30 protein-coding genes and 2 pseudogenes are annotated in these 25,889 nt (G+C 36.7%); 11 read left to right on the forward strand and 21 right to left on the reverse strand.

Features of this window, described 5'->3' with window-relative positions; translation table 11 throughout:
* Positions 1 to 92 precede the first annotated feature (92 nt).
* From FLB_RS13005 to FLB_RS13015, 3 genes are read right to left on the reverse strand one after another with little or no spacing between them, the layout of a single operon-like run.
* A complete protein-coding gene (locus FLB_RS13005) occupies positions 93 to 2,249 on the reverse strand; it encodes a S46 family peptidase (protein WP_064716387.1) in 2,157 nt (718 codons plus the stop codon).
* 34 nt (positions 2,250 to 2,283) lie between these two features.
* On the reverse strand, positions 2,284 to 2,727 hold the full coding sequence (locus FLB_RS13010; RefSeq protein WP_064716388.1) for a GNAT family N-acetyltransferase: 444 nt from the start codon (positions 2,725 to 2,727) through the stop codon (positions 2,284 to 2,286).
* Complete coding sequence (locus tag FLB_RS13015) at positions 2,724 to 3,956, reverse strand: 3-deoxy-D-manno-octulosonic acid transferase (RefSeq protein ID WP_064716389.1); 1,233 nt, start codon at positions 3,954 to 3,956, stop codon at positions 2,724 to 2,726. The genes FLB_RS13010 and FLB_RS13015 overlap by 4 nt, the downstream gene beginning before the upstream one ends.
* 141 nt (positions 3,957 to 4,097) lie before the next feature.
* On the opposite strand from FLB_RS13015, the gene FLB_RS13020 reads away from it, so the two are divergent.
* From FLB_RS13020 to FLB_RS13035, 4 genes are all read left to right on the forward strand, one after another.
* Entirely contained in the window at positions 4,098 to 5,228 is a 1,131-nt protein-coding gene (locus FLB_RS13020) for a DegT/DnrJ/EryC1/StrS family aminotransferase (RefSeq protein WP_064716390.1), read from the forward strand.
* A gap of 61 nt (positions 5,229 to 5,289) precedes the next feature.
* Positions 5,290 to 6,303, forward strand: a complete 1,014-nt coding sequence (gene galE, locus FLB_RS13025; RefSeq protein WP_064716491.1) for a UDP-glucose 4-epimerase GalE — start codon at positions 5,290 to 5,292, stop codon at positions 6,301 to 6,303.
* A 118-nt stretch (positions 6,304 to 6,421) separates the two neighbouring features.
* Positions 6,422 to 6,619 carry a hypothetical protein gene (locus tag FLB_RS13030; protein ID WP_064716391.1) on the forward strand — a complete coding sequence of 66 codons (198 nt, stop codon included), beginning with the start codon at positions 6,422 to 6,424 and terminating at the stop codon, positions 6,617 to 6,619.
* Positions 6,607 to 6,924 carry a hypothetical protein gene (locus FLB_RS13035; protein ID WP_064716392.1) on the forward strand — a complete coding sequence of 106 codons (318 nt, stop codon included), beginning with the start codon at positions 6,607 to 6,609 and terminating at the stop codon, positions 6,922 to 6,924. Before FLB_RS13030 ends, FLB_RS13035 begins: the two co-directional genes overlap by 13 nt.
* Before the next feature lie 40 nt (positions 6,925 to 6,964).
* Here FLB_RS13035 and FLB_RS13040 read toward each other — a convergent pair whose 3' ends face one another.
* Together FLB_RS13040 and fabD are read right to left on the reverse strand one after the other, a co-directional pair.
* Positions 6,965 to 7,219, reverse strand: coding sequence for a hypothetical protein (locus FLB_RS13040; protein ID WP_064716393.1), 255 nt, complete (start codon positions 7,217 to 7,219; stop codon positions 6,965 to 6,967).
* A 131-nt stretch (positions 7,220 to 7,350) separates the two neighbouring features.
* On the reverse strand, positions 7,351 to 8,223 hold the full coding sequence (gene fabD / locus FLB_RS13045) for an ACP S-malonyltransferase (RefSeq protein ID WP_064716394.1): 873 nt from the start codon (positions 8,221 to 8,223) through the stop codon (positions 7,351 to 7,353).
* A 322-nt stretch (positions 8,224 to 8,545) separates the two neighbouring features.
* Between fabD and FLB_RS13050 the strand changes: the two genes are divergently transcribed.
* Both FLB_RS13050 and FLB_RS13055 read left to right on the forward strand, forming a co-directional pair.
* Positions 8,546 to 9,097 (forward strand): sugar O-acetyltransferase, encoded by a 552-nt coding sequence (locus FLB_RS13050; protein ID WP_064716395.1) that lies wholly within the window; start codon positions 8,546 to 8,548, stop codon positions 9,095 to 9,097.
* A gap of 162 nt (positions 9,098 to 9,259) precedes the next feature.
* The gene (locus tag FLB_RS13055) at positions 9,260 to 9,817 is read left to right on the forward strand and encodes a hypothetical protein (RefSeq protein WP_231891081.1); all 558 of its coding nucleotides are present in this window, start codon (positions 9,260 to 9,262) and stop codon (positions 9,815 to 9,817) included.
* A 459-nt stretch (positions 9,818 to 10,276) separates the two neighbouring features.
* Here FLB_RS13055 and FLB_RS13060 read toward each other — a convergent pair whose 3' ends face one another.
* The 5 genes from FLB_RS13060 to FLB_RS13080 form a co-directional block, all read right to left on the reverse strand.
* On the reverse strand, positions 10,277 to 10,801 hold the full coding sequence (locus FLB_RS13060; protein WP_064716396.1) for an NADPH-dependent FMN reductase: 525 nt from the start codon (positions 10,799 to 10,801) through the stop codon (positions 10,277 to 10,279).
* Positions 10,802 to 11,041: 240 nt separating this feature from the next.
* Positions 11,042 to 11,266: a (4Fe-4S)-binding protein gene (locus FLB_RS13065; RefSeq protein ID WP_064716397.1), complete on the reverse strand. Its 225-nt coding sequence runs from the start codon at positions 11,264 to 11,266 to the stop codon at positions 11,042 to 11,044.
* A 5-nt stretch (positions 11,267 to 11,271) separates the two neighbouring features.
* Positions 11,272 to 11,679: an OsmC family protein gene (locus FLB_RS13070; RefSeq protein WP_064716398.1), complete on the reverse strand. Its 408-nt coding sequence runs from the start codon at positions 11,677 to 11,679 to the stop codon at positions 11,272 to 11,274.
* 1 nt (position 11,680) lies between these two features.
* Positions 11,681 to 11,962: a GNAT family N-acetyltransferase gene (locus tag FLB_RS13075; RefSeq protein ID WP_064716399.1), complete on the reverse strand. Its 282-nt coding sequence runs from the start codon at positions 11,960 to 11,962 to the stop codon at positions 11,681 to 11,683.
* A 32-nt stretch (positions 11,963 to 11,994) separates the two neighbouring features.
* On the reverse strand, positions 11,995 to 12,711 hold the full coding sequence (locus FLB_RS13080) for a pirin family protein (protein ID WP_064716400.1): 717 nt from the start codon (positions 12,709 to 12,711) through the stop codon (positions 11,995 to 11,997).
* 418 nt (positions 12,712 to 13,129) lie between these two features.
* On the opposite strand from FLB_RS13080, the gene FLB_RS13085 reads away from it, so the two are divergent.
* Positions 13,130 to 13,639: a hypothetical protein gene (locus FLB_RS13085; RefSeq protein WP_064716401.1), complete on the forward strand. Its 510-nt coding sequence runs from the start codon at positions 13,130 to 13,132 to the stop codon at positions 13,637 to 13,639.
* Between the two features lie 3 nt (positions 13,640 to 13,642).
* The gene (locus tag FLB_RS13090; protein ID WP_064716402.1) at positions 13,643 to 14,341 is read left to right on the forward strand and encodes an aspartyl/asparaginyl beta-hydroxylase domain-containing protein; all 699 of its coding nucleotides are present in this window, start codon (positions 13,643 to 13,645) and stop codon (positions 14,339 to 14,341) included.
* A 378-nt stretch (positions 14,342 to 14,719) separates the two neighbouring features.
* Here FLB_RS13090 and FLB_RS13100 read toward each other — a convergent pair.
* Positions 14,720 to 14,953 (reverse strand): annotated as a pseudogene (locus FLB_RS13100) (RtcB family protein); the annotation flags it as partial.
* A gap of 17 nt (positions 14,954 to 14,970) precedes the next feature.
* On the opposite strand from FLB_RS13100, the pseudogene FLB_RS14165 reads away from it, so the two are divergent.
* A pseudogene (locus FLB_RS14165) lies at positions 14,971 to 15,165 on the forward strand (WYL domain-containing protein); the annotation flags it as partial.
* A gap of 84 nt (positions 15,166 to 15,249) precedes the next feature.
* On the opposite strand, the gene FLB_RS14515 reads toward FLB_RS14165, so the two are convergent.
* From FLB_RS14515 to FLB_RS14170, 5 genes are all read right to left on the reverse strand, one after another.
* Positions 15,250 to 15,624, reverse strand: coding sequence for a hypothetical protein (locus FLB_RS14515; RefSeq protein WP_231891083.1), 375 nt, complete (start codon positions 15,622 to 15,624; stop codon positions 15,250 to 15,252).
* A complete protein-coding gene (locus FLB_RS14520; protein WP_231891084.1) occupies positions 15,557 to 15,874 on the reverse strand; it encodes a hypothetical protein in 318 nt (105 codons plus the stop codon). The genes FLB_RS14515 and FLB_RS14520 overlap by 68 nt, the downstream gene beginning before the upstream one ends.
* A gap of 102 nt (positions 15,875 to 15,976) precedes the next feature.
* Complete coding sequence (locus tag FLB_RS13110) at positions 15,977 to 16,552, reverse strand: Crp/Fnr family transcriptional regulator (protein WP_064716405.1); 576 nt, start codon at positions 16,550 to 16,552, stop codon at positions 15,977 to 15,979.
* Positions 16,553 to 16,873 carry a DUF6370 family protein gene (locus FLB_RS13115; RefSeq protein ID WP_064716406.1) on the reverse strand — a complete coding sequence of 107 codons (321 nt, stop codon included), beginning with the start codon at positions 16,871 to 16,873 and terminating at the stop codon, positions 16,553 to 16,555.
* Positions 16,874 to 16,928: 55 nt separating this feature from the next.
* A complete protein-coding gene (locus tag FLB_RS14170) occupies positions 16,929 to 17,186 on the reverse strand; it encodes a DUF983 domain-containing protein (RefSeq protein WP_231891085.1) in 258 nt (85 codons plus the stop codon).
* Positions 17,187 to 17,380: 194 nt separating this feature from the next.
* Between FLB_RS14170 and FLB_RS13120 the strand changes: the two genes are divergently transcribed.
* Positions 17,381 to 18,244, forward strand: a complete 864-nt coding sequence (locus FLB_RS13120) for an AraC family transcriptional regulator (protein ID WP_064716407.1) — start codon at positions 17,381 to 17,383, stop codon at positions 18,242 to 18,244.
* Positions 18,245 to 18,375: 131 nt separating this feature from the next.
* Here the strand turns inward: FLB_RS13120 and FLB_RS13125 are convergent, their stop codons facing one another.
* The 3 genes from FLB_RS13125 to FLB_RS13135 form a co-directional block, all read right to left on the reverse strand.
* On the reverse strand, positions 18,376 to 20,250 hold the full coding sequence (locus tag FLB_RS13125) for a peptidase U32 family protein (RefSeq protein ID WP_064716408.1): 1,875 nt from the start codon (positions 20,248 to 20,250) through the stop codon (positions 18,376 to 18,378).
* A gap of 188 nt (positions 20,251 to 20,438) precedes the next feature.
* On the reverse strand, positions 20,439 to 21,626 hold the full coding sequence (locus FLB_RS13130) for a pyridoxal phosphate-dependent aminotransferase (RefSeq protein WP_064716409.1): 1,188 nt from the start codon (positions 21,624 to 21,626) through the stop codon (positions 20,439 to 20,441).
* Between the two features lie 48 nt (positions 21,627 to 21,674).
* A complete protein-coding gene (locus FLB_RS13135) occupies positions 21,675 to 22,769 on the reverse strand; it encodes a fatty acid desaturase family protein (RefSeq protein WP_064716410.1) in 1,095 nt (364 codons plus the stop codon).
* Between the two features lie 109 nt (positions 22,770 to 22,878).
* On the opposite strand from FLB_RS13135, the gene rsmG reads away from it, so the two are divergent.
* Positions 22,879 to 23,508 carry a 16S rRNA (guanine(527)-N(7))-methyltransferase RsmG gene (gene rsmG, locus FLB_RS13140; RefSeq protein WP_064716411.1) on the forward strand — a complete coding sequence of 210 codons (630 nt, stop codon included), beginning with the start codon at positions 22,879 to 22,881 and terminating at the stop codon, positions 23,506 to 23,508.
* 216 nt (positions 23,509 to 23,724) lie between these two features.
* Here the strand turns inward: rsmG and pruA are convergent, their stop codons facing one another.
* Complete coding sequence (gene pruA / locus FLB_RS13145; RefSeq protein WP_064716412.1) at positions 23,725 to 25,353, reverse strand: L-glutamate gamma-semialdehyde dehydrogenase; 1,629 nt, start codon at positions 25,351 to 25,353, stop codon at positions 23,725 to 23,727.
* Between the two features lie 120 nt (positions 25,354 to 25,473).
* A complete protein-coding gene (apaG, locus tag FLB_RS13150; RefSeq protein WP_064716413.1) occupies positions 25,474 to 25,860 on the reverse strand; it encodes a Co2+/Mg2+ efflux protein ApaG in 387 nt (128 codons plus the stop codon).
* Positions 25,861 to 25,889: the final 29 nt, after the last annotated feature.

Here is a 25,889-nt window from a genome sequence, read left to right on the forward strand (position 1 = left end):
TTTTTTTTAAATTATATTCTATGTTCACGATGGGTTAAATATCAAATAGTATGCCAATTTGGTGGGCGTGTTAAAATAGTAGCTTTTAGTTACTAACGTTTCCCTTTTTGGGTTTTTTTAGGATGTACTAATTGTAATTCTTCAATCAAATTTTTGGCTCCCGCATATTTGTCGATTATAAAAAGCACATAGCGAATATCTACCATGATATTTCGACAAATGCTAGGGTCGTAATAAATATCACTCATAGTGCCTTCCCAAACGCGATCAAAGTTTAATCCAATTAAATTTCCTTTGGCATCTAGCGCTGGACTTCCTGAATTTCCACCTGTGGTATGATTGGTGCCAATAAAGCATACTGGCATTTTCCCGTTTATGGAATAATTTCCAAAATCTTTGTTTTTATATAAGTCAATCAATTTTGGAGAGACATCAAATTCGTAGTCGCCAGGTATGTATTTTTCCATGATCCCATCTAGATAAGTAATTGGGCTATAGTATACGCCGTCTTTTGGTTCGTATCCTTTTACTTTTCCATAAGTCACCCTCAAAGTGCTATTAGCATCTGGAAAAATTCTTGAATTTTCGCTCAGTTCTAATTGTGCTTTCATGTAATTGCGTTGCAATTCTGTTATTTTCAAATTTAAAGCCTCGTAAGTAGGATTCACTTCCTTTTGATACATGTCAGCCATGCTTTTTACCAGAACAAAAGCCGGATCTCGATTAATATTTTCTAATACCGTTTTGGTATCGCCCGTTAGCAGTTCTTTTGAACCAGAATAGGATGTTAGTTTAGAACTAGAATAAATGGATTTTGTTAGTTGGCTAACATCAATATTGTTAAGTGTATTTGGCAAGAATTGCTTTGGGACTTTTGTAGCATATAACGTAAGGAGTTGTTCGAATACTTTTTCGTCAACTTTAGCGCTAAAATCTTTGTAAAAGGCGCCTAGTCCGTTGTAAAGATTGTTTTTTCTGTCTGTAAAAGATTGTTCGCCTTTGGTATTGTAGAGTTGTTCTAGTTGATAGAATTTAAAAGCGACAGTAAGCAGTTCTGTGTTTTTTAATACAGTTTCGTTAAAATACTCTCTGGCCAAAGCGTAAGGCGCAATTTCAGTGTAGTTTTTTTCGAAATCACTCAAAAGGTTACCGTATTCTTTTTCTTTTTTGGCTTTGCTAACCTTTTCTTGAAACTTCTTTTCGGCTTCTTTTTTGACGGCAATTGCATTTGATTTCTTGATGCCTAGAGTTTCTCCCTGCCATTTTTTCCAATAATTAGCGGTCCCAGCGTATTTTGAAGCATATTGAATTTTGATAGCATTATCTTTTCTCATGAAGCCATCGGCTACTTTCAGTGCTTGTTCTCTGATTTCTATTTTTGCAGGATTCAGTTCGTTTGCAATTTGATTGATGGCAACTGAAGGTAGGTATTCATTGGTTTTTCCTGGATATCCAAAAACTAAAGTGAAGTCGTCTTCGGCAATTCCATCTAAAGAAACCGGTAAAAAGTGTTTTGGAGTATACGGAACATTGTCTTTTGAATAGGCTGCAGGACGATTGTTTTTGTCGGCATATATTCTAAAAAGGGAAAAATCTCCAGTATGACGTGGCCAAACCCAGTTATCGGTATCCGATCCAAATTTCCCTATCGAAGTGGGTGGCGCACCAACTAAACGTACGTCTTTGAAGGTTTCGGTAACAAAAAGTAAGTATTGATTACCGTCATAGAATGTTCGGATTTTGTTTTCTTGCCAAGCTTCTTTGGGAAATGAATTGCTTAAAGCGCTAATGTTTTCTTGGATTTTCTTTTGTTTTTCGGCTTCATTAGTGAGTGAATTTACTCCTTCTAAAACTTGTTTGGTCACGTCTTCTATTTTGACAATAAAAGTGACTACTAAATCTTTATTAGGTAATTCATCTTCCATTTTAAAGGCCCAAAAACCATCGGCTAAGTAATCGTGCTCGGTGCTAGAGTGCGATTGGATTTGTCCGTAACCACAATGATGATTGGTTAGTAAAAGTCCTTTTGGCGAAATAACTTCGGAGGTACAACCTCCGTTAAATTGAGGCACAGCGTCTTTTAAGCTGGATCTGTTGGTGTCATAAATGTCTTTGGCAGTCATTTTCATGCCCAAGCTTTTCATTTCTTTTTCGTTCATTCCTTCCAAGAGAGAAGGAATCCACATGCCGCCTTGTTGGGCTTGGGTTTGGAATACAAAAAGGAATAAGAATAGTTTTAAGAATTTCATAAGAGTAATTGTGTTTAAAAAAAAGGTATTGAAGTTATAATTTGTATTGCATCAATTTTCGTGGGTGATTGATGAAACCATTTTTTTGATATAATTGCTGTGCAGGAACATTGTGTTTTTCTACTTCTAAGTAAATAAGTTGTATTCCCAATGCTTTGCAGTGGGCTTGAGCAAAAGCCACTGCTTCTTTGCCTATTCCTTTGCCTTGAGCTTTAGGGAGTATATACAATTCATCTAAAAAAGCAATCATGCCTTGGTATTCAAAGCTAAAAACAAATGTAAGAATCAAGTATCCCGCTACCTCGTTGTCTTGGAGTATTAGCCAGCCTTGACCTAGTTTTTTGTTCTCGATAAATTCTTTAAATAAGTTTTGGGCAACTTCAGGATTAAAAGGATAATGATCAATAGCATAAAAATCAGCCATTAAAGAAGAGATGATGTCAATATCTTTATTTTCTAATGGTTTAAATTGTGTCATTGGATATGTTTTAGTATCATTTTTGTCGCTCCTTTGTTGTTTTGGATAAACGTTCTGCAAATTTCGCCTTTTTCTTTTCGAATACGGGTATTATTTAACAATTCGTTAAATAGTAACGAAAGTTCTGATTTATTTTTAATAGAAATGCAACCTTTTGCTTTTACTAACGCAATTGCTTCTGCAAAATGCGAATAATTAGGGCCAATTACGATTGGAATTCCAAAAGTTGCCGGTTCTAAAATATTATGAACCCCTGGATTTCCGAAACCGCCTCCTACATAAGCGATGTCTGCGTAGCTGTAGATTTTGGTTAAAATTCCAATGGTGTCGATAATAAAAACGCGCTGGCCGGATAGGGATTGATTTTCTTTTTCAGAAAATAAGACAGTCGGTTTGGTAATTTGTTCTCTTAGTTTTGCTATTTGCTCTGCCTTTATATTGTGCGGCGCAATAATGAATTTTACGTTTTCGTTGGTGGATTCGTTAATATATTGTGCGATAATTTCTTCGTCTTTCGGCCAAGAACTACCTATAACAACAGTGGTTTTGTTGTTCTTGAATTCGGCTATAAAATCAAGGGTGTTGTCTTTTTCTAAAATGGTACTCACACGGTCAAAACGCGTATCTCCAGAAACCAAAACATTTTGGTGACCAAGGCTTTGCAAGAGTTGTTTCGAAGATTCGTTTTGTACAAAAAAGAAATCAAAAGCGTTCAGTGCTTTTTTGTAAAAACCGCCGTACCACTTAAAAAAGGCTTGGTTTTCTCTTAGGATTCCAGAAATCAAATAGGTTTTGATGTCTCGTTTTTTGAGTTCGTTTAAGTAGTTCGGCCAATATTCGTATTTGATAAAGAAAACCAGTTCGGGATTGGCTAACTCAATGAATTTTTGGGCATTTTTTTGTGTATCCAATGGTAAGTAAACCGTGCAATCAGCCACAGTATTATTCTTTCGTACCTCGTAACCTGAAGGAGAAAAAAAGGTGACTATAATTTTATGGGAAGGAAATTTTTCTTTTACTTTTTCAATAACTGGAAGTCCTTGCTCGTATTCGCCTAAGGAAGCAGCGTGAAACCAAATGGTTTTGTCGTTGGGTTGAATTTTTTCTTCTAAAGTCTTAAAAACATGTTTTCTACCCTTTACAAAAAGTGCTATTTTTGGACTAAAGAGCGCAACGATTTTTAAAAGCAATCCAGCGATTTGAACAATGCAATTGTATAAAAAAAACATAGGGTTAAATTTTGGCTAAAATACAGTTTCTTTATGGTTTTTCATTGTGCTAAGGCATTAAATGACTATTTTTGTCTCACTTTTTTTCGAAAATAAATCAGGATATTTTCTCTTTATTTTCAAACTTTAAATTAATTTCCAATGAAAAAAATTCAAATGGTTGACTTAAAAAGTCAATATGATAAAATAAAAGACGTTGTAAATGCCTCAATTCAAAACGTTTTAGATACGAATACTTACATCAACGGACCTGAAGTGCATACTTTCCAGAAAGAATTAGAAACTTATTTGGGTGTAAAACACGTCATTCCTTGTGCTAATGGTACCGATGCGTTGCAAATTGCTATGATGGGGTTAGGGTTAAAGCCTGGAGACGAAGTAATCACTGCCGATTTTACGTTTGCAGCAACAGTAGAAGTGATTGCATTATTGCAACTTACCCCAGTTTTGGTGGATGTAGAAATGCACAATATGAATATTTCTCTAGAAGCTATCAAAAAAGCTATTACTCCAAAGACCAAAGCGATTGTACCCGTTCACTTGTTTGGTCGTGCGGCCAATATGGAAGCGATTATGGCTTTGGCCAATGAACATAATTTGTATGTAATCGAAGATAATGCGCAAGCTATTGGTGCCAATTGCAAATTTTCAGATGGTACCAAAAAGAAAGCTGGAACTATCGGTCATGTAGGAGCGACTTCCTTTTTTCCCTCTAAGAACTTAGGTTGTTATGGCGATGGTGGAGCCATTTTTACGAACGATGACGCTTTGGCACACACCCTTCGCGGTATTGTAAACCACGGAATGTACGAAAGATACCATCATGATGTAGTGGGTGTAAATTCGCGTTTGGATAGTATTCAAGCAGCAGTTTTGAATGCCAAATTACCGTTGTTGGATCAGTACAATAAAGCGCGTCAAGATGCCGCTCGCAAATATACCTTAGCTTTTCAAGATCACGCTAATATCATAGCGCCAAGTATTTGTGATATATGCGATTGTCACGTTTTTCATCAATTTACGTTGCGCATTATCAATGCTGATCGCAATGGTTTGATGCAACATTTATTGGATAAAGGTATTCCTTGCGCCATTTATTACCCAATTCCGTTGCACGCACAAAAGGCTTATTTAGATCCAAGATATAAAGAAGAAGATTTTCCAGTAACGAATCAATTGGTGCAAGAAGTGTTGTCTTTACCTATGCACACTGAGCTTGATGACGAGCAAATTAAATTTATTACGGACAGTGTTTTAGAGTTTTTAAAATAAGAGAAAAGAACATAGAATATAGGAAATGGATTTGATTCTATTTTCTGAAAAAGCATCAAATATGAAAATATTGGTTACAGGAGGCTTAGGCTTCATCGGTTCTCACACTGTAGTAGAATTGCAAAACAAAGGCTTCGAAGTCCTAATCGTCGACAACTTGTACAATTCGTCTATGGACGTTCTCAAAGGAATCGAAAGCATATCTGGAATTGCGCCGCATTACAAAAATATTGATATGCGCGACAAAGCAGCCGTGCAGGCGCTCTTCAAAGAATATTCAGATATTGCTGGAGTCATTCATTTTGCGGCTTCCAAAGCGGTAGGAGAAAGTGTTGAGAATCCGTTATTGTATTACGAAAATAATATTGCAGCCTTAGTGTATCTTTTGCAAGAATTACAGCTAAAAGATGCGGCTTCCTTTATATTTAGTTCCTCTTGCACTGTTTACGGTCAGGCCGAAAAAATGCCTATTACCGAAGACGCTCCTGTACAACAACCCATGTCTCCTTACGGGAATACTAAGAAAGTGGGAGAAGAAATCATCAGAGATACCGCAAAAGCGTCGTCTATCAATGCGATTTTATTGCGCTATTTCAATCCTATTGGAGCACATCCAAGTGCCGCAATTGGAGAATTGCCAATTGGTGTGCCACAAAATTTAGTACCTTTTATTACACAAACGGCGATTGGATTGCGCCAAGAATTATCGGTTTTTGGAGATGATTATCCAACATCAGATGGTACAGCGGTTCGCGATTATATTCACGTAGTGGATTTGGCCAAAGCACACGTTATTGCTCTAGAACGCTTGTTAGACAAGAAAAATACAGACAAAGTAGAGACTTTTAACTTAGGAACAGGTACAGGAAGTTCAGTACTTGAAGTGATTCAGAGTTTTGTGCGAGTAAGTGGTCAAAAATTACCATATAAAATCATGCCTCGAAGAGAAGGTGATATCACAGAAGCGTATGCTAATACCCATAAAGCCAACACCGTTTTAGGCTGGAAAGCAGAGTCAACACTTGATGAAGCGATGGCAAGTGCCTGGAAATGGGAACAAAAAATACGTTCATAAATAGTATTCAGTCATCAGTAAAAAGTAATCAGTAAGAAACACCAAACTATCGGTTGATAATTTGGTGTTTTTTCTTTAAAGAACTATTTGTAAATTCGTTAGGTAAAAATACAAAGGAATGAATGCTAAAAAAACATCCTCAAAATTGCCCAAAGTGGAAGAACCGGCCGTAGTTTATGAATCTTCACAGGTGAAGCCGAAAGGAATAGATAGGTCAACATTTGATTTCGATACCGAGTTCGCTAATGGATTGACTCCGGAAGAGTTCAAAGCCGAGATGCACAAAAGAATAAAAGCCTATCCTTGGAAAAAATAATTTTTGCAGATAAGGTTTCGAATTATTTAGATCAATTAGTATATGTGCTTTTTGAAGAAGAGTATTTTAGCTATAGTGAGAATGCGCAAGTTTATGTAAATAAAATTGTTGACTTTATAGTTTCAGAAATAGCTAGTTTTCCGCATAAAAAAACACCTTTAGCACTTTCTCATTTAGGCACCTATTATATTTTTTACAAATCGAATAAAAGGACTACTTGGTACATTTTTTTCGAAAAGAAAGCAACCGCTATTTTGATTACTGGAATTAGCAATAATCATTGTGAAGACGCTACTGAGTTGTAAATAAAAGTAAAGCCGAATCCTTCAGGATTCGGCTTTTTTGTTACTTTTTAGCAGCTTCTTTCATTTTATCAGCGGCTTTTTCTAGTTTTTCAGTACTTTTTTCTATTGCTTTATCGGTTTTGGCTTTGAGTGAATCAACCGCTTTTTCAACCTTTACTGTAGCGGTGTCAATTTTCTCTTTTACTTCCAGCGTTACAGCTTCTTTGGCTTCATCCAGTTTTGCTTTGGTTTCTTCTTTGCAAGAAACAGTTACTACAGCTAAAAATGCCAATCCTAAAATTATTTTTCTCATCATTAATAGGTTATTATGTGTTGCTATTTTTTCGAAATTAAAGATAAATAAAAAATCCTCACAAACTTTACGTTTATGAGGATGCTGTTGATAAGAATTGCTGTCTAAATGCTGCAATCTGTTATCTTAAATTTTTAAGCATTTGCAGTAGCGGCTTCTTTATTGATTTTTCCAATTAATCCGGTTAATACTTTTCCAGGACCTACTTCGATAAATAATGTTGCTCCGTCTGCAATCATTTGTTGCACGGATTGTGTCCATTTTACAGGAGCAGTCAACTGAATGATTAAGTTTTTCTTGATTTCGTTAGGGTCAGAAACCGCGCTTGCCGTTACATTTTGGTACACAGGGCAAATCGGAGTAGCAAAAGTAGTGGCTTCAATAGCGGCTGCTAATTCTTCTCTAGCTGGCTCCATCATTGGAGAGTGAAAAGCACCACCAACTGGTAAAATCAAGGCTCTTTTGGCACCTGCTTCTTTCATTTTTTCGCAAGCCAATTCTACGGCTTTGTATTCCCCAGAAATCACCAATTGACCAGGACAGTTATAGTTTGCCGCCACGACAACACCATCAATCGAAGCGCAAATGTCTTCTACTATTTTGTCGTCTAGGTTCAAAACAGCAGCCATCGTCGAAGGGGTGATTTCGCACGCTTTTTGCATCGCTAATGCTCTTTGAGAAACTAATTTCAACCCGTCTTCAAAAGATAAAGCGCCATTGGCTACTAAGGCAGAGAATTCACCCAAAGAGTGTCCGGCAACCATTTCTGGTTCGAAATTTTCTAAAGTTTTGGCCAAAATAACCGAGTGCAAAAATACCGCAGGTTGTGTTACTTTGGTTTCTTTTAGTTGCTCTGCAGTGCCTTCAAACATAATATCGGTAATGCGGAAACCTAAAATTTCGTTGGCTTTTTCGAATAATTCTTTGGCAAGTGGAGAGTTCTCATATAAGTCTTTGCCCATTCCTGTGAACTGTGCGCCTTGACCTGGAAAAACGTATGCTTTCATTTTTTTTAATTTAAATGTTTAAAAAAATTGGTCGTTTCGTAAACCAATTGGGCAACAAAAATAGTGTTTTTTGGCAAAATGCTCTTTTGAAGTTGAATTTCTTTACTGAAGCTTTAGTGAGTTGATGGATTGTGTATCTTTACGAGGACGTTTTTTTGCGTGAGCGATGGCAGTGGAGCTCTTTTTCTTCTTACTCTAGCCTGCCAATAAAAGGCAGGCGAGAGTAAGAAGAAAAAAGCGGGAACGTACAGCGCGACCCGAAGTTTTTACGTAGGGGCACGCCCAAATCATTTTAATTTCAAAATTCAATAATTTCAAAAGTATGCCTTCTGAAAAAGAAAAAATGCTCGCAGGCGAATCCTATCTCAGCAACGACAAACAGTTGGTGCAAGAGCGATTGTGGGCCAAGAAAATGCTGCAACAAATCAATGCCGAGTATATCGTAAACGGCAAAACACGCGGGCTTTTCAAGCAATTGTTGCCCAATGCGCACAAGCGTTTGTACATAGAACCGCCCTTTCATTGCGACTATGGGTACAACATTCACACGGGCGAAAATGTGTATTTCAACCTCAATTGTGTGGTGCTCGATACGATGAAAATCACCATTGGCAACAACGTGTTTTTTGGCCCAGGCGTACATATTTACACCGCCTCGCATCCCTTAAATATTGTGGAGCGACGCACTTTCGAGGTATCTAAACCTGTCACGATTGGCGATGATTGCTGGATTGGCGGCAATACCGTGATTTGCCCCGGAGTGACCATTGGCGACGGTTGTACGATTGGCGCAGGCTCGGTGGTGACCAAAACGATTCCTCCGCATTCGCTAGCGGTAGGCAATCCCGCTCGTGTCATTCGAAAATTACAGTAATCCTTTTTAGGAGCAGAAAGAAGCGGCTTTTTTATAAGCAAAGTCCCGTCATCCGCTGTATCTTTGCTGCCGAACCCCGGCAACAAAGGATGCCGCTCCTACCGGGGCTAGAAGGCAAGAAGGTGCTTTATCAGCCAACATCCTGAAAATAAAATATAAAAAATGAAAGTTATCCTACTCACCCCAATGGAAATCGAAGCCGAGAAAGTGCAAAATGCCTTGCAACGCTTTCCGTCTTTACAAAATGACTACCAAATCGTTATCTCTGGAGTGGGAAGAGAAACCACAGCCAAAGCAATGATGCATTTGCCTCCTCACGATTTGTGTGTGTTAATCGGCTTTGCTGCCATCGTAGGAAAACCTGAAAATCTTCCATCCGAATTGCAATTAGGAATGCCGATAGAAATTACCAATGCTTCTCTTTATGGTTACGAAGGACAATTGTTCGAAAACGGCAAACCTATATTGACAGAACCCAAAACCAACTTGCTTTGTTTGTCTTCATTAACATCGGATAAATTTGTGAAAACCACTAATTTGGCCGAACGCACCGTGGTGAATATGGAAGATTATACCTTTATGTATCTCAAGCAACCACAGGATTTTATCGTGCGTATTATTTCAGATTTCTTGCCACACACCCACGAAATCAACTTTTTTGAAGAAGTAAAACCTATTGATTTTTACAAAGCCATCGAAGCGATAGAGAGGTTTTTTTGAGTTGTCAGTTATCGGTTGACAGTTATCGGTTTTCAGTTATGAATTATGAGTTATCAGTTATCGGTTATTAGCTGTGCATTTGTGATTTTAACTCATAATCTTCTATATAAAAAGAGTGATTACGAAATGAAATTACTAATCACTCTTTACATTATGTGATTACTTCTTTGTCGGAATGACAAAATCGAGTTCCTTTTTTCTCTAAGTCTCAATAACATTGCTCTCGAAGGAACAAATATACTTTGTAACTATTCCGTTTTTTTTTAGACATTAATTGTCTCCATCTTTAGTTGGAGGGGTGAATTTTTAAATTTTTAAAGGCTTTAGCCGAAATCTGCTGCTTTTATTTGGCTAAAGCCAAAACAATTCATCTTCATAACTCCAGCTAAAGCTGGAGCCAATTGAAAGCACGACAACCTGAATAGTTACTTGACTTTTTACTAATTACTTCTCACTTTCTCAATCTATTGAAGCAATAATTTCTAGCAATTGTGTTTTCCGCTCTTCGTTGGTGATTCCTTTTTCTGCATCAAAATTGGTTGCAAAACTCGGTAATGAAAAAGCACCTTTGACATCGGCTCCTTGGAAAGGGAATCTGTTTTTGGCCATTTCCAAAACCGAAGCACCTCCTCGTGGTCCGGGTGAAGTAGCGAGCAAAAGCGTGGGTTTTTCCTGAAAAGTTTTACCGTTGATGCGGGAAGCCCAATCCAAAATATTTTTGAAAGCAGTGGAATAGGCGCCATTGTGTTCTGCAAATGAAATGACAATAAGATCTGCGTTGCCCAGTTTAGCTAAGAAGTTGTGTGCCAATTGCGGAATGCCGGTTTTGGCTTCTTTGTCTTCTGAAAAGATGGGCATTTCGTAGTCATTCAAATCCAAAACTTCAACTGTTGCGTTGGCGAATTGATGTGCGGCATAGGTTGCCAATTGTTTGTTGATAGAGTTCGCGCTGGAAGATGCGCCAAAGGCTAGTATTTTTTTCATTATTAGTTTTTTTTAACGCTTTATGTTATTATTTTACCACAAAAAATCATCGAATTTATGTTGTTTAAAAAGAATTTAATAGATGTTTCACTTTTCACAGAGTCAATCTATGTGAAGAATAGGATTATTTTCTATTCATTCTTTAATCATTAGTAATAAATCTATGTTTGTAGTCTGCACTGAGGTATCGAAGTGTGGTTTGTTTTTTAATTAAACTGAACTACACTCAACGATTTGTTTTTATTCATTAATATAGTACGTCAATGCTCCCGAAGGACATTTTTTTACTGTACTGATAATGGCTTCAGTAGTTGAATTTTCGGGAACTATCCACGGTTTTTCTTTGGGTTTAAATACATTAGAATTGTTTTTTACACATTCGGCAGCGTGTTTGCATAAGCTGTTTTTCCAAACAATGGTTACTTCTCCATTGCTGTATTCTTTGGTTAAATCATTAGCTTCCATAGCATTTATAATTGGGTGTTAATATTGATTTTGTTTTTTAATAGTTTCGAAACGGGACATTTCTCGGCTATCAAAAGTAAGCGTTCTTTTTGCGCTTCGGTAATGATTTCAGAAAAAGTGATGGTTCTCGAAATGGTAGTCTCTAATTCGGATTCGTTATTTTGTGATAGATTCAACGCGATCTGAATTTCGGGAATGTTCCAACCTTTGCGGTCGATGTACATTCGCAAGGTAGAAAGTGTGCAGCCCGCCAGCGAAGCCAATAGAGTAGAGTACGGGTCGGGACCCAGATCTTGTCCTCCAATATTCTTAGGCTCATCCATTAGTAATTCGCCGTTACGCCAAGAAATGGTGCACAAGTATTTTTGCGCACCAATACTTCCTTGAACGTCTTTTTCTAGTAAATTCTCCATATTAAAGTACGTCTCTAAATTCTGGAGTTTTGTCGAATACTTTTTTGGCAAACGGACAAAGCGGAATGATTTTTATGTTGTTTTCTCGCGCATAAGTTACCGCTTGAGCGACCATTTGTTTGCCCAAACCTTTTCCTTCATTGCCTGGATTTACGCCCGTGTGGTCAATTATGATTTTATCTTCCCCAGCAAAAACAAAAGTCATTTCTGCCTCTTGTTTGCCCTCAATTTCAATAAAAAAACTCCCTTTTTTATCGTTCATTTTTACTTGTACTTCGTTCATAACTTATTTTTGTACTATTTGTTGTTTATTTTTTATTGTTCCATAGGGATTTCCATGAGTAAGAATTTAGCATCGGTTGTGGCTTTAAACTCCAAAGTTGAAAACTCCCAAACACCAAGTCCATCTCGAGTTTGTAATTCTTGACCATCAACAGTGATTGTTCCAGAGATTACAAAAATATAAACGCCATTGCCTGCTTTTTTTAGTGCATAGATTTTAGAGAAATCGGTATCAAAATCAGACAAATAAAACCAAGCGTCTTGATGAATCCACACCCCAGCATCGTCAGGATTTGGCGATAGAATTTGAGCAAAATTGTTTTTTTGCTCGGTAACGTCCAAAGTGATTTGTTGGTAACGAGGTGCTACATTGCGGTATTTTGGGAACAACCAAATTTGGAATAACTTGGTTTGTTGGTCCGCATTCGGATTGAATTCACTGTGCTGAATACCCGTTCCTGCACTCATTACTTGTACATCGCCCGTTTTGATTGTTGCGGCATTGCCCATACTGTCTTTGTGTGCCAAATCGCCTTCTAGCGGAATGGTGATGATTTCCATATTGTCGTGTGGATGCGTACCAAAACCCATTCCGGCAGCAATGGTATCATCGTTCAAAACGCGAAGCATACCAAACTGTACTCTATCGGGGTTGTACCAACTCGCAAAGCTAAAACTATGATAAGCATTCAACCATCCGTGGTTAGCGTGTCCTCTTGAATCTGCGGTATGTAAAACTGATTTTTTCATCTTCGTATAAATTTAGTGATTACTAGGATACAAAGGTATGCTCGTTGTGAGCAAAAGTCACTTAACCTAGATTAAGAAAAAAAATGAGCCCGAAATATCAGTTGTTGTAGCTTTATCAAGGAAGTGCAGCTGTTAATTTTAGACTTGTGAAGACTACTAAACTGAAGCTTTTTATTGTGAGGAATACTCCAGAACCCGATTAGTATGAGTTTCTGGGGTGGGGTCGGTAGCCCAAACGACTTACTACCCGAAATGACTTCGAAAAGGATGAGGTTTTGAATGATCATCGTTTTTTCGCAGCTGTTATCTTTAAGTAACACAAATGTAAAGTTTTTCTAGTGTCAGAATATACCTAAAAATTTACGATTTTGTATTTGATTTTTTTACTATATTTAATATTTGAATAGTAATAGTACCAATGGCAAATTTTAAAAACACCCCCGAAGTAATTAAAGTACTCCATTTTTTAGATACAATAGGAATAGCCGTGGTTGAAAAAGAATTAGACGATACCACATTTTTACCTGGTTTGGCTTTGGGTGCCAATTGTGTTCAAATCGATTTTAATAAATTGTTGTATCCCGGCGATATTTTGCACGAAGCAGGTCATCTAGCAGTAACCACCAGTGAAGACCGAAACAATATAGGTACTCCCAAAATGGCTAGCAACTGGCCTACTGATGGAGAAGAAATTATTGCTATGTTGTGGTCTTATGCGGCACTTATTCATTTAAATTTACCTGCAGAATTTGTTTTTCATCCCAACGGTTATAAAAATGAAGCGTCTTGGCTCATTGAAAATTATAGTAATCAAAATTATATTGGATTGCCTCTTCTAGAATGGACTGGGCTTTGTTTGACAAAAGAACAAGCGGAGAGAGAAAATAAACAACCATTTCCCACGATGGTAAAATGGTTAAGAGATTAAAGTATGGACGCATTAATACGACATATAAAATTTGAACTTTCCTTTGATGTCAGTAAGTTACAAAACGATTTACAAAAAATACTAGACAATAGTTGGGTAAAGCATTACAACAAGAAGGGTTATGACGGTTCCTGGACATCGATTGCCTTGCAGTCTGTAAATGGAAAATCAGATGCTATTTATGCCTTTGACCAAAGTACAAACGAATTACTCCCTACTGAAATTTTAGCCCAATGTCCTTATTTTACTCACGTTATAGATTCGCTTTTATTTAAAAAAACTACGGTCAGATTATTAAAACTAAGTGCTGGCGCAGTAATAAAACCGCATCAAGATCATTGTTTGGGTTATGAAGATGGCTGTTTTAGGATGCACATTCCTATCGTTACAAATCCGTTAGTCGAATTTATTTTAGACAACGAACGCCTCCACATGAATGCAGGAGAATGTTGGTATATTGACGCCAACTTTACACATTCAGTAGCGAATAAAGGGACTCAAGACAGAATTCATTTGGTAATTGACGGCATACGAAACGATTGGACCGATGCTTTGTTTTTTGCTCATGCCACAGCAGAAGAATTTATAAAACCGGAACCCGTTATAAGCAAAGCTCAAAAACTACAAATCATAGAAGAGCTTAAAAAACTAAATACTCCTGCGGCAAATGCCATAATTGCACAATGGCAAAATGAGCTGTAATGCCTTGCTACAGCGCGCAGCAAAATTGCTATAGTTCAATCATTTTCTCTTACTACTCAATCCGAAAATGGAGCGAGACCTCGGTTCATTCAATTCAAATTTTCTAATTGTATTACAAAGTTCTCGTTGATGGTTTGCCCTATTTTTGATTACACCTGTCAGGTTTCAAAAACCTGACAGGTGTAATATTACTTACTCCCTGAAATGACTTTGAAAAGGATGCCGTTTTGAGTGCGGAGGGTTTGGATGGTCATTTTAGATCCAATTGTTTTTCTAGCCTGAACTAGACGACTAAGTTGTTTGTCTAAAAGGATTATTTCTGATTTTTGTATGTGAGAAAACCTAACAGGTTTCAAAAACCTGTTAGGTTTGGGTCGTTTAATCTTCTCTACTTCCGTCATCCGCCATTCGTACCATTTTTGGGGTAAACTTTGCTACAACTTCAACCAATTCCTGTTGCGCAGCCATCACTTGGTGTATGTCTTTATAAGCCATTGGTGCTTTGTCTAGTCCTGCGCCAATAAGCGTTACGCCTTGGTCTTTCAGAATAGTTTGCATTTGGTTTGGAGTGATGGTTTTGATGGCTTGGGTACGGCTCATTTGTCTGCCCGCTTCATACTACGCAGCGCCTTATTTCAACCCATGCCGATGGTAGTATAATTATACATTTGTTAATCATTGTAAATTATGAATTCGAACGCCTTTTGTTGGGTTTTGGACAAGGTCTAGAAGTCCTAAAGCCGCCAGGTCTGCGTAATAGAATGAAACAGATTTTAATAGGTGCTCTTGAAAAATATGAAGAGCATGAATCACTTCTTCAATAACCTACTCTTCATTTTACTAAAGAATTCAGGTGTTACGCCAGTATAAAATGCGAGGTGTTTTTGGTGAGTTTAGGTTTTGAAGTACTATTGATAAAATGATGGTGTAATATAAAAAACGGTATCAATGAAATATAAGTTACCTTCATATGTCAGTACATTTTCATCGTGTAAATCTTCCAGAATGATTCCTAAGTCAGGATTGAAATAATCATTGTTTCTGGTGTTTTTAAAGCCATTTTCAGCAAGAAAATTTTTTACATTTTCTAAGTTTGTATCTTGATCTGATTTTATGAAAGCTTGCTCAACTACGGCATATAAAACGGATTCGGATTCATAAAAACCAACTAATTGATAAGCGGTGTCTGGGAAAAAATAATTATTCAGTAATAAATTATTGAAATAATCTTCCCATGATAAATAATAGATTAGTATCGTTGAGTTTATAAACCTTAAACTCATTATGAAGATAGACTTTTTGTTCAGCACCACTAGATACAAAAGTATTGATGTCAATAGCTGCAGTCCAAAAATTATTTTGGTTGCAAAATTGTTTTATGCTCCTAGCTTCTTCACTTTTGATTTGCTTGCTTTCTTTAGTCTCGCTACTTGAGCTCTTGCTTCTTCTAAGGTGACTGACGATTGTTTGGATAGCATCTCCATGCCTAACTTGGCTCTTTCCTGAAATGATATTTTGTAGTTCATGTTTCATGAAATTTAAATCACAAAGATAAAATTTAAATTGTTATAATGTTTAGTTGGGATTTGTACGAAGTAACTTCGATACTAATCATGGTTTTGAAATAGATAGTCATCACTTCTTCAATAACCTGCTCTTCATTTTACTAAAGAATTCAGGTGTTACGCCAATATAAGATGCGATGTGTTTTTGGGGGAGTTTATGAATTAAAGTGGGATATTTTTTGCAGAATTTTTCATAGCGCTCCTCGGCGGTCAAGCTCAAATTATCCATCAAGCGTTCTTGGTGGGTCACTAAAGAATTCTCGGCAAGTATTCTGAAAAAGCGTTCCAATTTTGGGATGGCTTTATAGAGTTCTTGATGGTTTTCTTTGGTAATGGTAACTATTTCAGCATCTTCGAGTACTTCTATAAAAAGATTGCCGGGTTTTCCAGAAATGTAACTGTACATATCGCCCATCCACCAACCTTCACACGCAAAATGCAATACGTGTTCGATAATGTTGTCGTTGATATTGAAGCTTCTCAAAATCCCTGAGTTTACAAAATAAGTACTATCAGCCACTTTACCTGCGTGCAACAAAACCGATTTGGCTTTATGTTTTTGTGTCGTTGTTTTGGACAAAAATAAGGCCTCTTCCTCGGGAGTTAAGGCCACGTGTTTGGCAATATTTTGAAGAATTAAAGCCATTTATTTTTTTTCGGGTAACAATTTGAAATAGGTTACCTTAAAGCGATTGTCTACTATTTCGCCAATTACTTCAGCTTTTCTAACGGCTGCACAAAAGCCATCTTTGGCGTGCGCATCTCCGTGTTGGTCGATATGCGTACCGTCTACGAAATAAGATTTTCCGTTGATGCGAACGGCTAAATCACATTCTTTTCCTTCCATACCAAATTGGCATTGCCCGCAAGAAGCTTCTACAATTTGTTTCTTAGGCGTTTCTTTTTTTTCTTGGGCATTACTACTAACAGAAATGACTAACAACAGAGCAATTATTATTTTTCTCATTTTCGATTAAAAAAAATTACAAGTGCAAGTTAGTAGTTTTTTGAAGGATTACGGCTTAGGTGGCATAATTTTTAAATAGATAAATCCATAATATTCTTGACAAACGAATGTTGAAAGGCGATAGAGATATAAGAACAACTGCGATTATAGGAATCATTCTTAAGTCAAATCGTTCAGTGAAAAACAAATGGGCTATGAGATAAGTAAGGATGCCTTGCGCAACACTTATTCCATAATTCACATACATTGCTCCAAAGAAATATCCAGGTTCTTTCTCAAATTTATAATTACAATTCGAACAGTGGGTGTTCATTTTAGGAAAATGCAAGTTGAAAAAAATGTTTCTTTCATCAAATATTTTGCCTTTTCGGCATTGAGGGCAATCGTTATTTAGGATGTGATAAATAGAATGTGGCATGGATTTTTTTTTTCAAAGGTAATTTTTACTTCCGTTGTTACTTTTCTTTATATTCGCAACTTATAGCACAAAAAAGACATTTTTAGCATATGGTAAAATATCCTATTTACCCAATACGAAAATTTTTATCGTCTCAAATCGATAAGGATTTATATGTAAATACGTTTAAAGACCACCTAAAAAAACACCGTTTTGTAGAAGAACCACATAGACATAATTCGTATGTGTTGGTTTTTTTTACTCAAGGTTCAGGGACACACGAAATTGATTTCTCTACATTTACTATTCAAAAGGGGAGTGTCTTTTTTTTGAAGCCAGGACAAATCCATCATTGGAGTTTGAGCGAAGATATAGACGGTTTTGTCATCTTTTATTCTGAAGAAATGTTTAATCTGTATTTTAGACAAAAACAAATCAAGGATTATGCTTTTTACACTTCCTTAAATAGTCGACCTGAAATACTTTTTGACGCGAATGAATCTAAAAAACTCATCCCTTATTTTGAGGCAATTGTCGAAGAAGTAAAAGATGATAAAGAGTGGCGACAAGATGTAATTTTAAATCTACTGGATATCATTCATATTCAGATAGCAAGGAAATACAATGCTATTCACATTGTGGAAACACATCTTTATAATAGAAAGATTAAAGATTTGGAAGCACTCATTGAAAGACACTTTAGAACTCAAAAGGCTCCTTCTTTTTATGCGTCTGAATTGCATATTAGCCTAAAACATTTGAATCGAATTTGTCAAGAAATTCTTCAAATGACCACCACAAGTGTTATTGTTCAAAGAGTGATTTTAGAAGCTAAGCGTATGTTAACAGATAAACGCTTAACTGTAAATGAGATTGCAGTTGCTCTAGGCTACGATGATTATTCTTATTTTTCGAGATTGTTTAAAAAGCAAGTTGGCAAAAGTCCTACAGATTTTAGGCTTTCGAGAATATAATTTGCTTCAATAGTTCTATTGTTTTCTGGATAAAAAAAAGATATAATTACCAATAAAAAAGGCTCGCAAAGGTTTTATAGTAAACTCTTTCCGAACCTCGTGTAATCTTTTATGCAATTTGCGGTTAAATTCTAATGAAAATGATCTTCTTCAATTTCGAATTCGGCGTCTTTTTCCCAAATCTCCATTTCGCAGGGTTTGCAATTGAATTTGAGTTTGTATTCTAATTCGCCTTGTTTTAATACCAAAGGTTCTTTTACCTTTTTGTCCATATTTTCGCGATGGTATTTTGGACAACGTTCCAGCTCATATTTGATGCAATATTTAGTGGTCATCACTCTAGATTTCCCAGGGTCCCATTGCAATTCAAAGGCTTTTTCGATTTCGGTAACGCCGTGACGTTCGTAGAATTTACGGGCTAGTTTGTTCGAAACATTGTACATAAAATCTAACTTGGTTTCAGGGAAAGGGTGGTCTGTTTTTACTAATTGATGTTCTTCGCGATGGTAATTTTTCAATCGAATTTCAGACAGTTGTTCGTAAACTGTTCTTCTCATCTCGTTGATTTTGGAAATAGGTAAGAACCAATTTTCTGAAAATAAAATATTGATTTCGTCTGCTTTGTAAGGTGTGAATCCTGTTTTGGCTAAATTCGTTTTGAAAGTGGCCTCGATGGATTCGTTGTTTTTGGTTCTTTCTTTTGGATGCGCCAATTGAACCGTACTTACATTTCCATCTTCGTCTGTAGCGATTAATTCAAATCCGTTTTCGTTTTCGGTCAGCAATAAAGTTGTACTGATTTTTCGAACGGCACTGTCTTCTCGTTCTACAACTTTGATGAAAGCTGCATCGTTATTACGATAAATGAAGGTTCCTGGTTTGATTTCTTTCAACACATTTGGATAAGCCAAACCGTTTTCAACTTTGTTTACATAAATACCGTCTGCTTCGTTATTTTCGTTGATGAAACAAAGTCCATCGCCGTTGTTTAGGAATTCGCCGTTTTCGATTTCGTATGCATTCCCAATGGTTCTAACCAATTTACCAATGTATTGTCCTTTTGATTTTGGACTTTCCCATGAACCAATGGACTGATGTCTTTCGTTGACAAAATAATCGGTATAGCCACGATTGAAGGTTTTGTTCAAAGCGGAATCAAAAGTATAAGTACAAGTTCCAGAAGAAGCTTTGGTGTATTTGTCATAACCATCTCCTTCTAAGAAAGCGTCTAATTTTTGACGTAAATACGAAACGTTATTTTTTACATAAACGATGTCTTTCAAACGACCTTCGATTTTGAAAGAGCAAATTCCAGCTTCCACTAAATTTGGTATTTGGTCCGAAACGTCAAAATCCTTAATCGAAAGTAAGTGACTGTTTTTGATTAAAGTCTCGCCATTGCCATCGATGAGGTTGTAAGGTAAACGGCAGTTTTGAGCACACGAACCACGATTGGCAGAACGTTCCCCATTGGCCACACTCATATAACAGTTTCCGCTGAAAGACACACAAAGTGCTCCAGTCACGAAAAATTCTAGTTCAACATCTGATGTTTCGGCGATTTCTTTGATTTGGTGTAAATTCAATTCACGAGCCAAAACCACGCGTTTCATTCCCGCATCTTTTAAGAATTTAATTTTATGAGGGTCGCGATTGTTGGCTTGTGTACTTGCGTGTAAAACGATAGGAGGTAAGTCCATTTCCATAATGGCCATATCTTGTACAATCAAGGCGTCAACGCCAATTTCATACAATTTCCAAATCATTTGGCGACAGGTTTCCAATTCGTTGTCGTACAAAATCGTATTGATAACCACAAAAACTTGGGCATAATACAAATGAGCATATTGTACTAAAGCCGCCACATCTTCAAGCGAATTATGAGCATTTGAACGGGCTCCAAACTGAGGAGCACCAATATAAACCGCATCTGCACCTGCATTGATAGCTGCCATACCGTGAATTAAATCTTTGGCGGGCGCTAGTATTTCTATTTTCTTCTTCATTATTACAACTTTAGCTTTTCGAGTGTTCGCGAAAAAAAGTCTGCAAAGGTCTAATAAAATATTTAAGATTTCTAATTCAAGAGGATTTTTTTTAAAAACTAATGCAAGGGTGATTCAATTTTTATGAAGCAAAAAAAAAAGCCTCAAGAATTATTTCTTGAGGCTTAATATAGCAATAGCACTTTGGTTTATCCAGCCAAAGCGTCTTTGATTCTTTTTAAAGCTTCGGTTAATAAAGCTTCGCTGGTAGCGTAAGAGAAACGAATGCAATTTGGATTTCCAAAAGCGTCACCTGTTACAGTAGCAACACAAGCTTCTGCCAAAAGATACATAGAAACGTCGTTAGCATCTTTAATTTCGGTTCCTTTTAATGTTTTTCCGAAGAAAGAAGAAACGTCTGGGAACACATAAAAAGCCCCTTCTGGAACGTTGATTTTAATTCCAGGGATTTCTTTTAAAAGTCCAACCACTAAATCTCTACGGCTGTGGAAAGCCTGAACCATATCTTTTAAGACCGATGGATCTGCATCTACAGCAGTTATGGTTGCTCTCTGTGCAATACTGTTGGCGCCAGAAGTAACTTGACCTTGGATTTTAGTACAGGCTTTTGCAATAAATTCTGGTGCACCAATATAACCAATTCTCCAACCTGTCATGGCAAAAGCTTTTGCTACTCCGTTTACGGTGATGGTTTTTTCTAACATTCCTGGAATAGAACCAATACTGCAAAAAGTTCCAGAGAAATTAATGTGCTCGTAGATTTCATCCGCTACTACATAAATATTTGGATGCTTTTCTAATACTTTAGCCAAAGCAGTCAATTCTTCTCTGTTGTACACTGAACCTGATGGGTTACAAGGAGAAGAGAACCACATCATTTTTGTTTTTGGTGTGATGGCTGCTTCTAATTGTTCTGGTGTGATTTTGAAATCTGTTTCTACAGAAGTAGGAACTTCAACAGGAACACCACCTGATAATTTTACAATCTCGAAATAAGAAACCCAGTAAGGTGCTGGTAAAATAACTTCGTCACCATCGTTTAACATTACTTGAGCAATGTTGTACAACGATTGTTTTGCACCTGTAGAAACTACAATTTGAGAAGGTTTGTATTCTAAGTTATTGTCTCTTTTGAATTTTCTACAAATGGCTTCTTTTAAATCTTGGTATCCGTCTACTGGAGAATAGGTGCTGTAGTTGTCGTCTATCGCTTTTTTTGCGGCTTCTTTAATAAAGTCAGGCGTATTGAAGTCAGGTTCACCCAAGCTTAAACTGATAATATCTTTTCCTTGTGCTTTTAATTCTCTTGCTAATGCTGCCATCGCTAAAGTTTGCGAAGTGGCAAGGTTGTTAATTCTGTCTGAAAGTGGATTCATTTTTATAGTAAATAGTAATTAGTTCGTGATGGATTTAGCGCTAGTTAATTAGGCTAATTCTGGTTTCATTCCCAATTCTTTCAAATGTTTGAAATGGGCAATTACAGCACTTCGCATCGTTTTGTATTCATAGTATGGAAGGTTGCATTCTTGAGCGGTTTCCTTCACAATCTTTGCAATTTTTCCGTAGTGAATATGACTGATGTTTGGGAAAATGTGATGTTCGATTTGGTGATTTAATCCTCCAGTATACCAATTAACAATGGCATTTTTTGGAGCAAAATTGGTTGTAGTAAACAATTGGTGTATCGCCCAAGTGTTTTCGATTTCTCCGTTTTCATTTGGTAATGGATTGGTTGTTTCTTCCACCACGTGAGCTAGTTGGAAAACAACACTTAAAATAAGTCCAGCAGTATAATGCATAACAAAAAAGCCAATTAATACTTGCCACCAAGTGATGCCAATTACCATAGGCAAAACGATCCAAATAGAAACATAAATTATTTTAGTGATGATTAAAGTTGTCCAAAGGATTTTTGGGCTTTTAGGTTCACCATATGATAATTTGCGTTTCAAATAACTTTTCATTTGTTTGAAATCGGTAGTAATGGCCCAATTGAAGGTCAATAAACCATACAAAAAGATGGAATAATAGTGTTGAAAACGGTGAAATTTTTGCCATTTGGCTTCTTTCGTAAAACGAATAATTCTTCCTGCATCTAAGTCTTCGTCATGACCAGGAATATTGGTGTACGTGTGGTGTAAAACATTGTGTTGTACTTGCCAGTTGTACACATTACCGGCTAGGATGTAAATTGATCCTCCCATAAATTTGTTAACCCAACTTTTAGTGGAATATGAACCATGATTTCCGTCGTGCATTACGTTCATTCCAACTCCTGCCATTCCAATACCGATAACGATAGTCAGCAATAAATAAGCCCAAAACGGAAGGTCAAGCGTTAGAATAATAAAATAAGGAGCCAAAAAAACAGTAAATAAGATGATGGTTTTTAAATGCAATTTCCAGTTTCCGGTTTTTTGTATGTTGTTTTCTTTAAAGTAGCTGTTAACTCGAGAGTTAAGTGTTCTAAAGAATTTTAAATTGTCTTGCTTTGCAAAAGTAGGTGCAGTAGTATTCATAGGGATTTTTAGATAATTGCAAATGTAACTATTATAAATTTTCGAATATGCATTATTGAGTTAAAAATTTCCGCACTAAAATAAGTACTTTTGTTAAAAATTTTATACCATGGATGAAATTCTAAAGTATTTTCCTGATTTGACAGAGGTGCAAAAAGAACAGTTTGCAAAATTGGATTTTTTGTACCACGATTGGAATGAAAAGATAAATGTTATTTCTAGAAAAGATATAGATGCTTTGTATACCAAACATGTTTTGCATTCGTTAGGAATTGCCAAAATAAATAAATTCGAACCTGGGACTTATGTGTTGGACGTGGGGACAGGTGGCGGTTTTCCTGGAATTCCACTAGCTATTTTGTTTCCAGAAACACGTTTTTATTTGATTGATGTTATTGCCAAAAAAATAAAAGTGGTCAAAGCGGTTGCTGAAGCTTTAGAATTAAAAAACGTAAAAGCAGAACAGATTCGTGCCGAAAATGTAAAAGGCGATTTTGATTTTATTGTAAGTCGAGCGGTGACCAACATGCCAGACTTTGTTTCTTGGGTAAAAACCAAAATCAAAAAACAACACAAACACGAATTGAAAAATGGAATTTTGTATTTAAAAGGAGGCGATTTGACCGAAGAGTTGAAGGATTTTCCGAAAGCTACAGAATATAATTTGGCCGACATTTTTGAAGATGAATTTTTTGAAACCAAAAAAGTGGTGCACTTGCCGTTGAAGTTTGTGGTGTAATTTATATTGCTCACAAAAAAGGATCCATTTTCCCTATTAACCCCGATGGGAGCGGCATCCTTGCTTGACGGGGTTCGGCAAGCAAGATATAGCGTACAGCGGGACTTTGCTGGCTAAAATGCCTTTTGATGCTGTTCCTAAAATAGAGTAAACAATAAACCCCACAAAAATCAATGTTGATTTATGTGGGGTTTTTAAATAATTGTGTTTAGAAAATTATTCTCCTAAAAATGGATATCTGTAATCTTCTGGTGTTACAAAAGTTTCTTTGATAGTTCTTGGAGAAACCCAACGCAATAAGTTCAAGGCAGAACCTGCTTTGTCGTTGGTTCCTGAAGCTCTTGCGCCTCCAAACGGTTGCATACCTACTACAGCGCCCGTTGGTTTGTCGTTGATGTAGAAATTACCAGCTGCATTTTGTAAAGCAACAGTAGCTTCTTCGATGGCGTAACGGTCTTGACTGAAGATGGCTCCTGTTAAAGCGTACTCAGAAGTAGTGTCTACCAATTTTAAGGTTTCTGCCCAATTTGCATCTTCGTAAACATAGATGGTGATTACAGGACCGAATAATTCGGTTTCCATAGTAGTGTACTTAGGATTGCTGGTTACGATAATGGTAGGTTCAATAAAATACCCCACTGATTTGTCGTAATTTCCACCAACAATAATTTCAGCATCAGTAGCTGCCTTAGCTTGATCAATATAGCTAGCTAATTTGTCAAATGAACCTTCGTGGATTACGGCTGTAATAAAGTTACTAAAATCTTCTGGAGAACCCATTTTCATGGATTTGGTGTCTGTAATCAATTGTTCTTTTAAGGCTGGCCACATACTTTGAGGGACATAAGCTCTTGAAGCGGCAGAACATTTTTGTCCTTGGAACTCGAAAGCGCCACGAACAATTCCAGTCGCTACTTGTTTTACATTAGCACTTGGATGCGCTACCACGAAATCTTTACCACCAGTTTCTCCTACAATTCTTGGGTACGTTTTATAATGATGAATATTGGTTCCGATTTTAGACCAGATATCTTTAAATACATGTGTTGAACCTGTAAAATGAATTCCAGCAAAATCACGACTTGCCAAAACCGTATCAGTAATCATTAAAGCATCTCCAAAAACCACGTTGATTACGCCATCAGGAACTCCTGCTTCTTTGAACACATCGATGATGATTTTTGCAGAGAATACTTGGCTGTCACTTGGCTTCCAAATTACTACGTTACCCATCATAGCAGCACTTGCTGGAAGATTGGCAGCAATAGCGGTAAAGTTGAATGGAGTGATTGCGTATACGAATCCTTCTAGCGGGCGGTATTCTAATCGGTTCCACATATCAGAAGTCGATTTAGGTTGATCAGCATAGATTTGAGTCATAAATTCTACGTTGAAACGTAAAAAGTCAATTAACTCGCAAGATGCATCGATTTCAGCTTGATGAATATTTTTAGATTGTGCAATCATAGTTGCAGCGTTGATTTTCGCTCTGTAAGGTCCAGCAATCAACTCGGCAGCTTTTAAGAATATAGCCGCACGTTGTTCCCATGCCATGTTTGCCCATGCTGTTCTGGCTTCTAAAGCATTGGCGATAGCTTTTTCAATATGTGTTTTTTCGGCTAAATGATACGTTCCTACCACATGTTGGTGATCGTGTGGAGCGGTCATGTTTCTAGTATTACCCGTTTTGATTTCTTCGCTACCAATGTATAAAGGAACGTCAATTTTTGAATTCCACATGGCTTTGTATGCTGCAAGAACTGCTGCTTTTTCTGGGGAGTTAGGGGTGTAACCTTTTACAGGTTCGTTAACCGCTTTGGGTACATTAAAAAATCCTTTTAGCATATTTTTTATATTAGATAATTGAACAGAAAATTACGATGATTGGGCTATAGGTAATAATTTGATGCAAAAGTACAAAGTAAAAATGAAATTTTAATTCCAAATAACAGAATAAAAGTCAAATTAATTCAAAGCAAAAGGTGCGCATAGTCTAAAATTAGGCACAATCACTTTGAAATTTTTTGTAGTGGTGAAATTAATCATGTTGAAGTATCCTTTCATGGCACCATAAGGCGAGGATAATAAACAACCAGAGCTGTAGGTGTGTTGTTCACCCGGTTTTAATACAGGTTTTTTTCCGATGACTCCTTCGCCATCTACCAACTCATTGTAATTGAGTGAATCGAAGATTTCCCAATGTCGAGAGGTAAGTTGGACAGAATCTTTGCTGTGATTCTCAATTGTTATTTGGTAACTAAAAGCAAAATGTATTTTATAGTTTTTGAAGTAAGTCCCTTCAAAACTAGTCAAAACTGATATTTTTATGCCTCTTGTTATTTGTGAAACCATAATTGTGAAAAGTAGCTGCTGAATAATGA

The sequence above is a fragment of the Flavobacterium succinicans genome (genome assembly GCF_001662485.1).
GTDB classification, from domain to species: domain Bacteria; phylum Bacteroidota; class Bacteroidia; order Flavobacteriales; family Flavobacteriaceae; genus Flavobacterium; species Flavobacterium succinicans_A.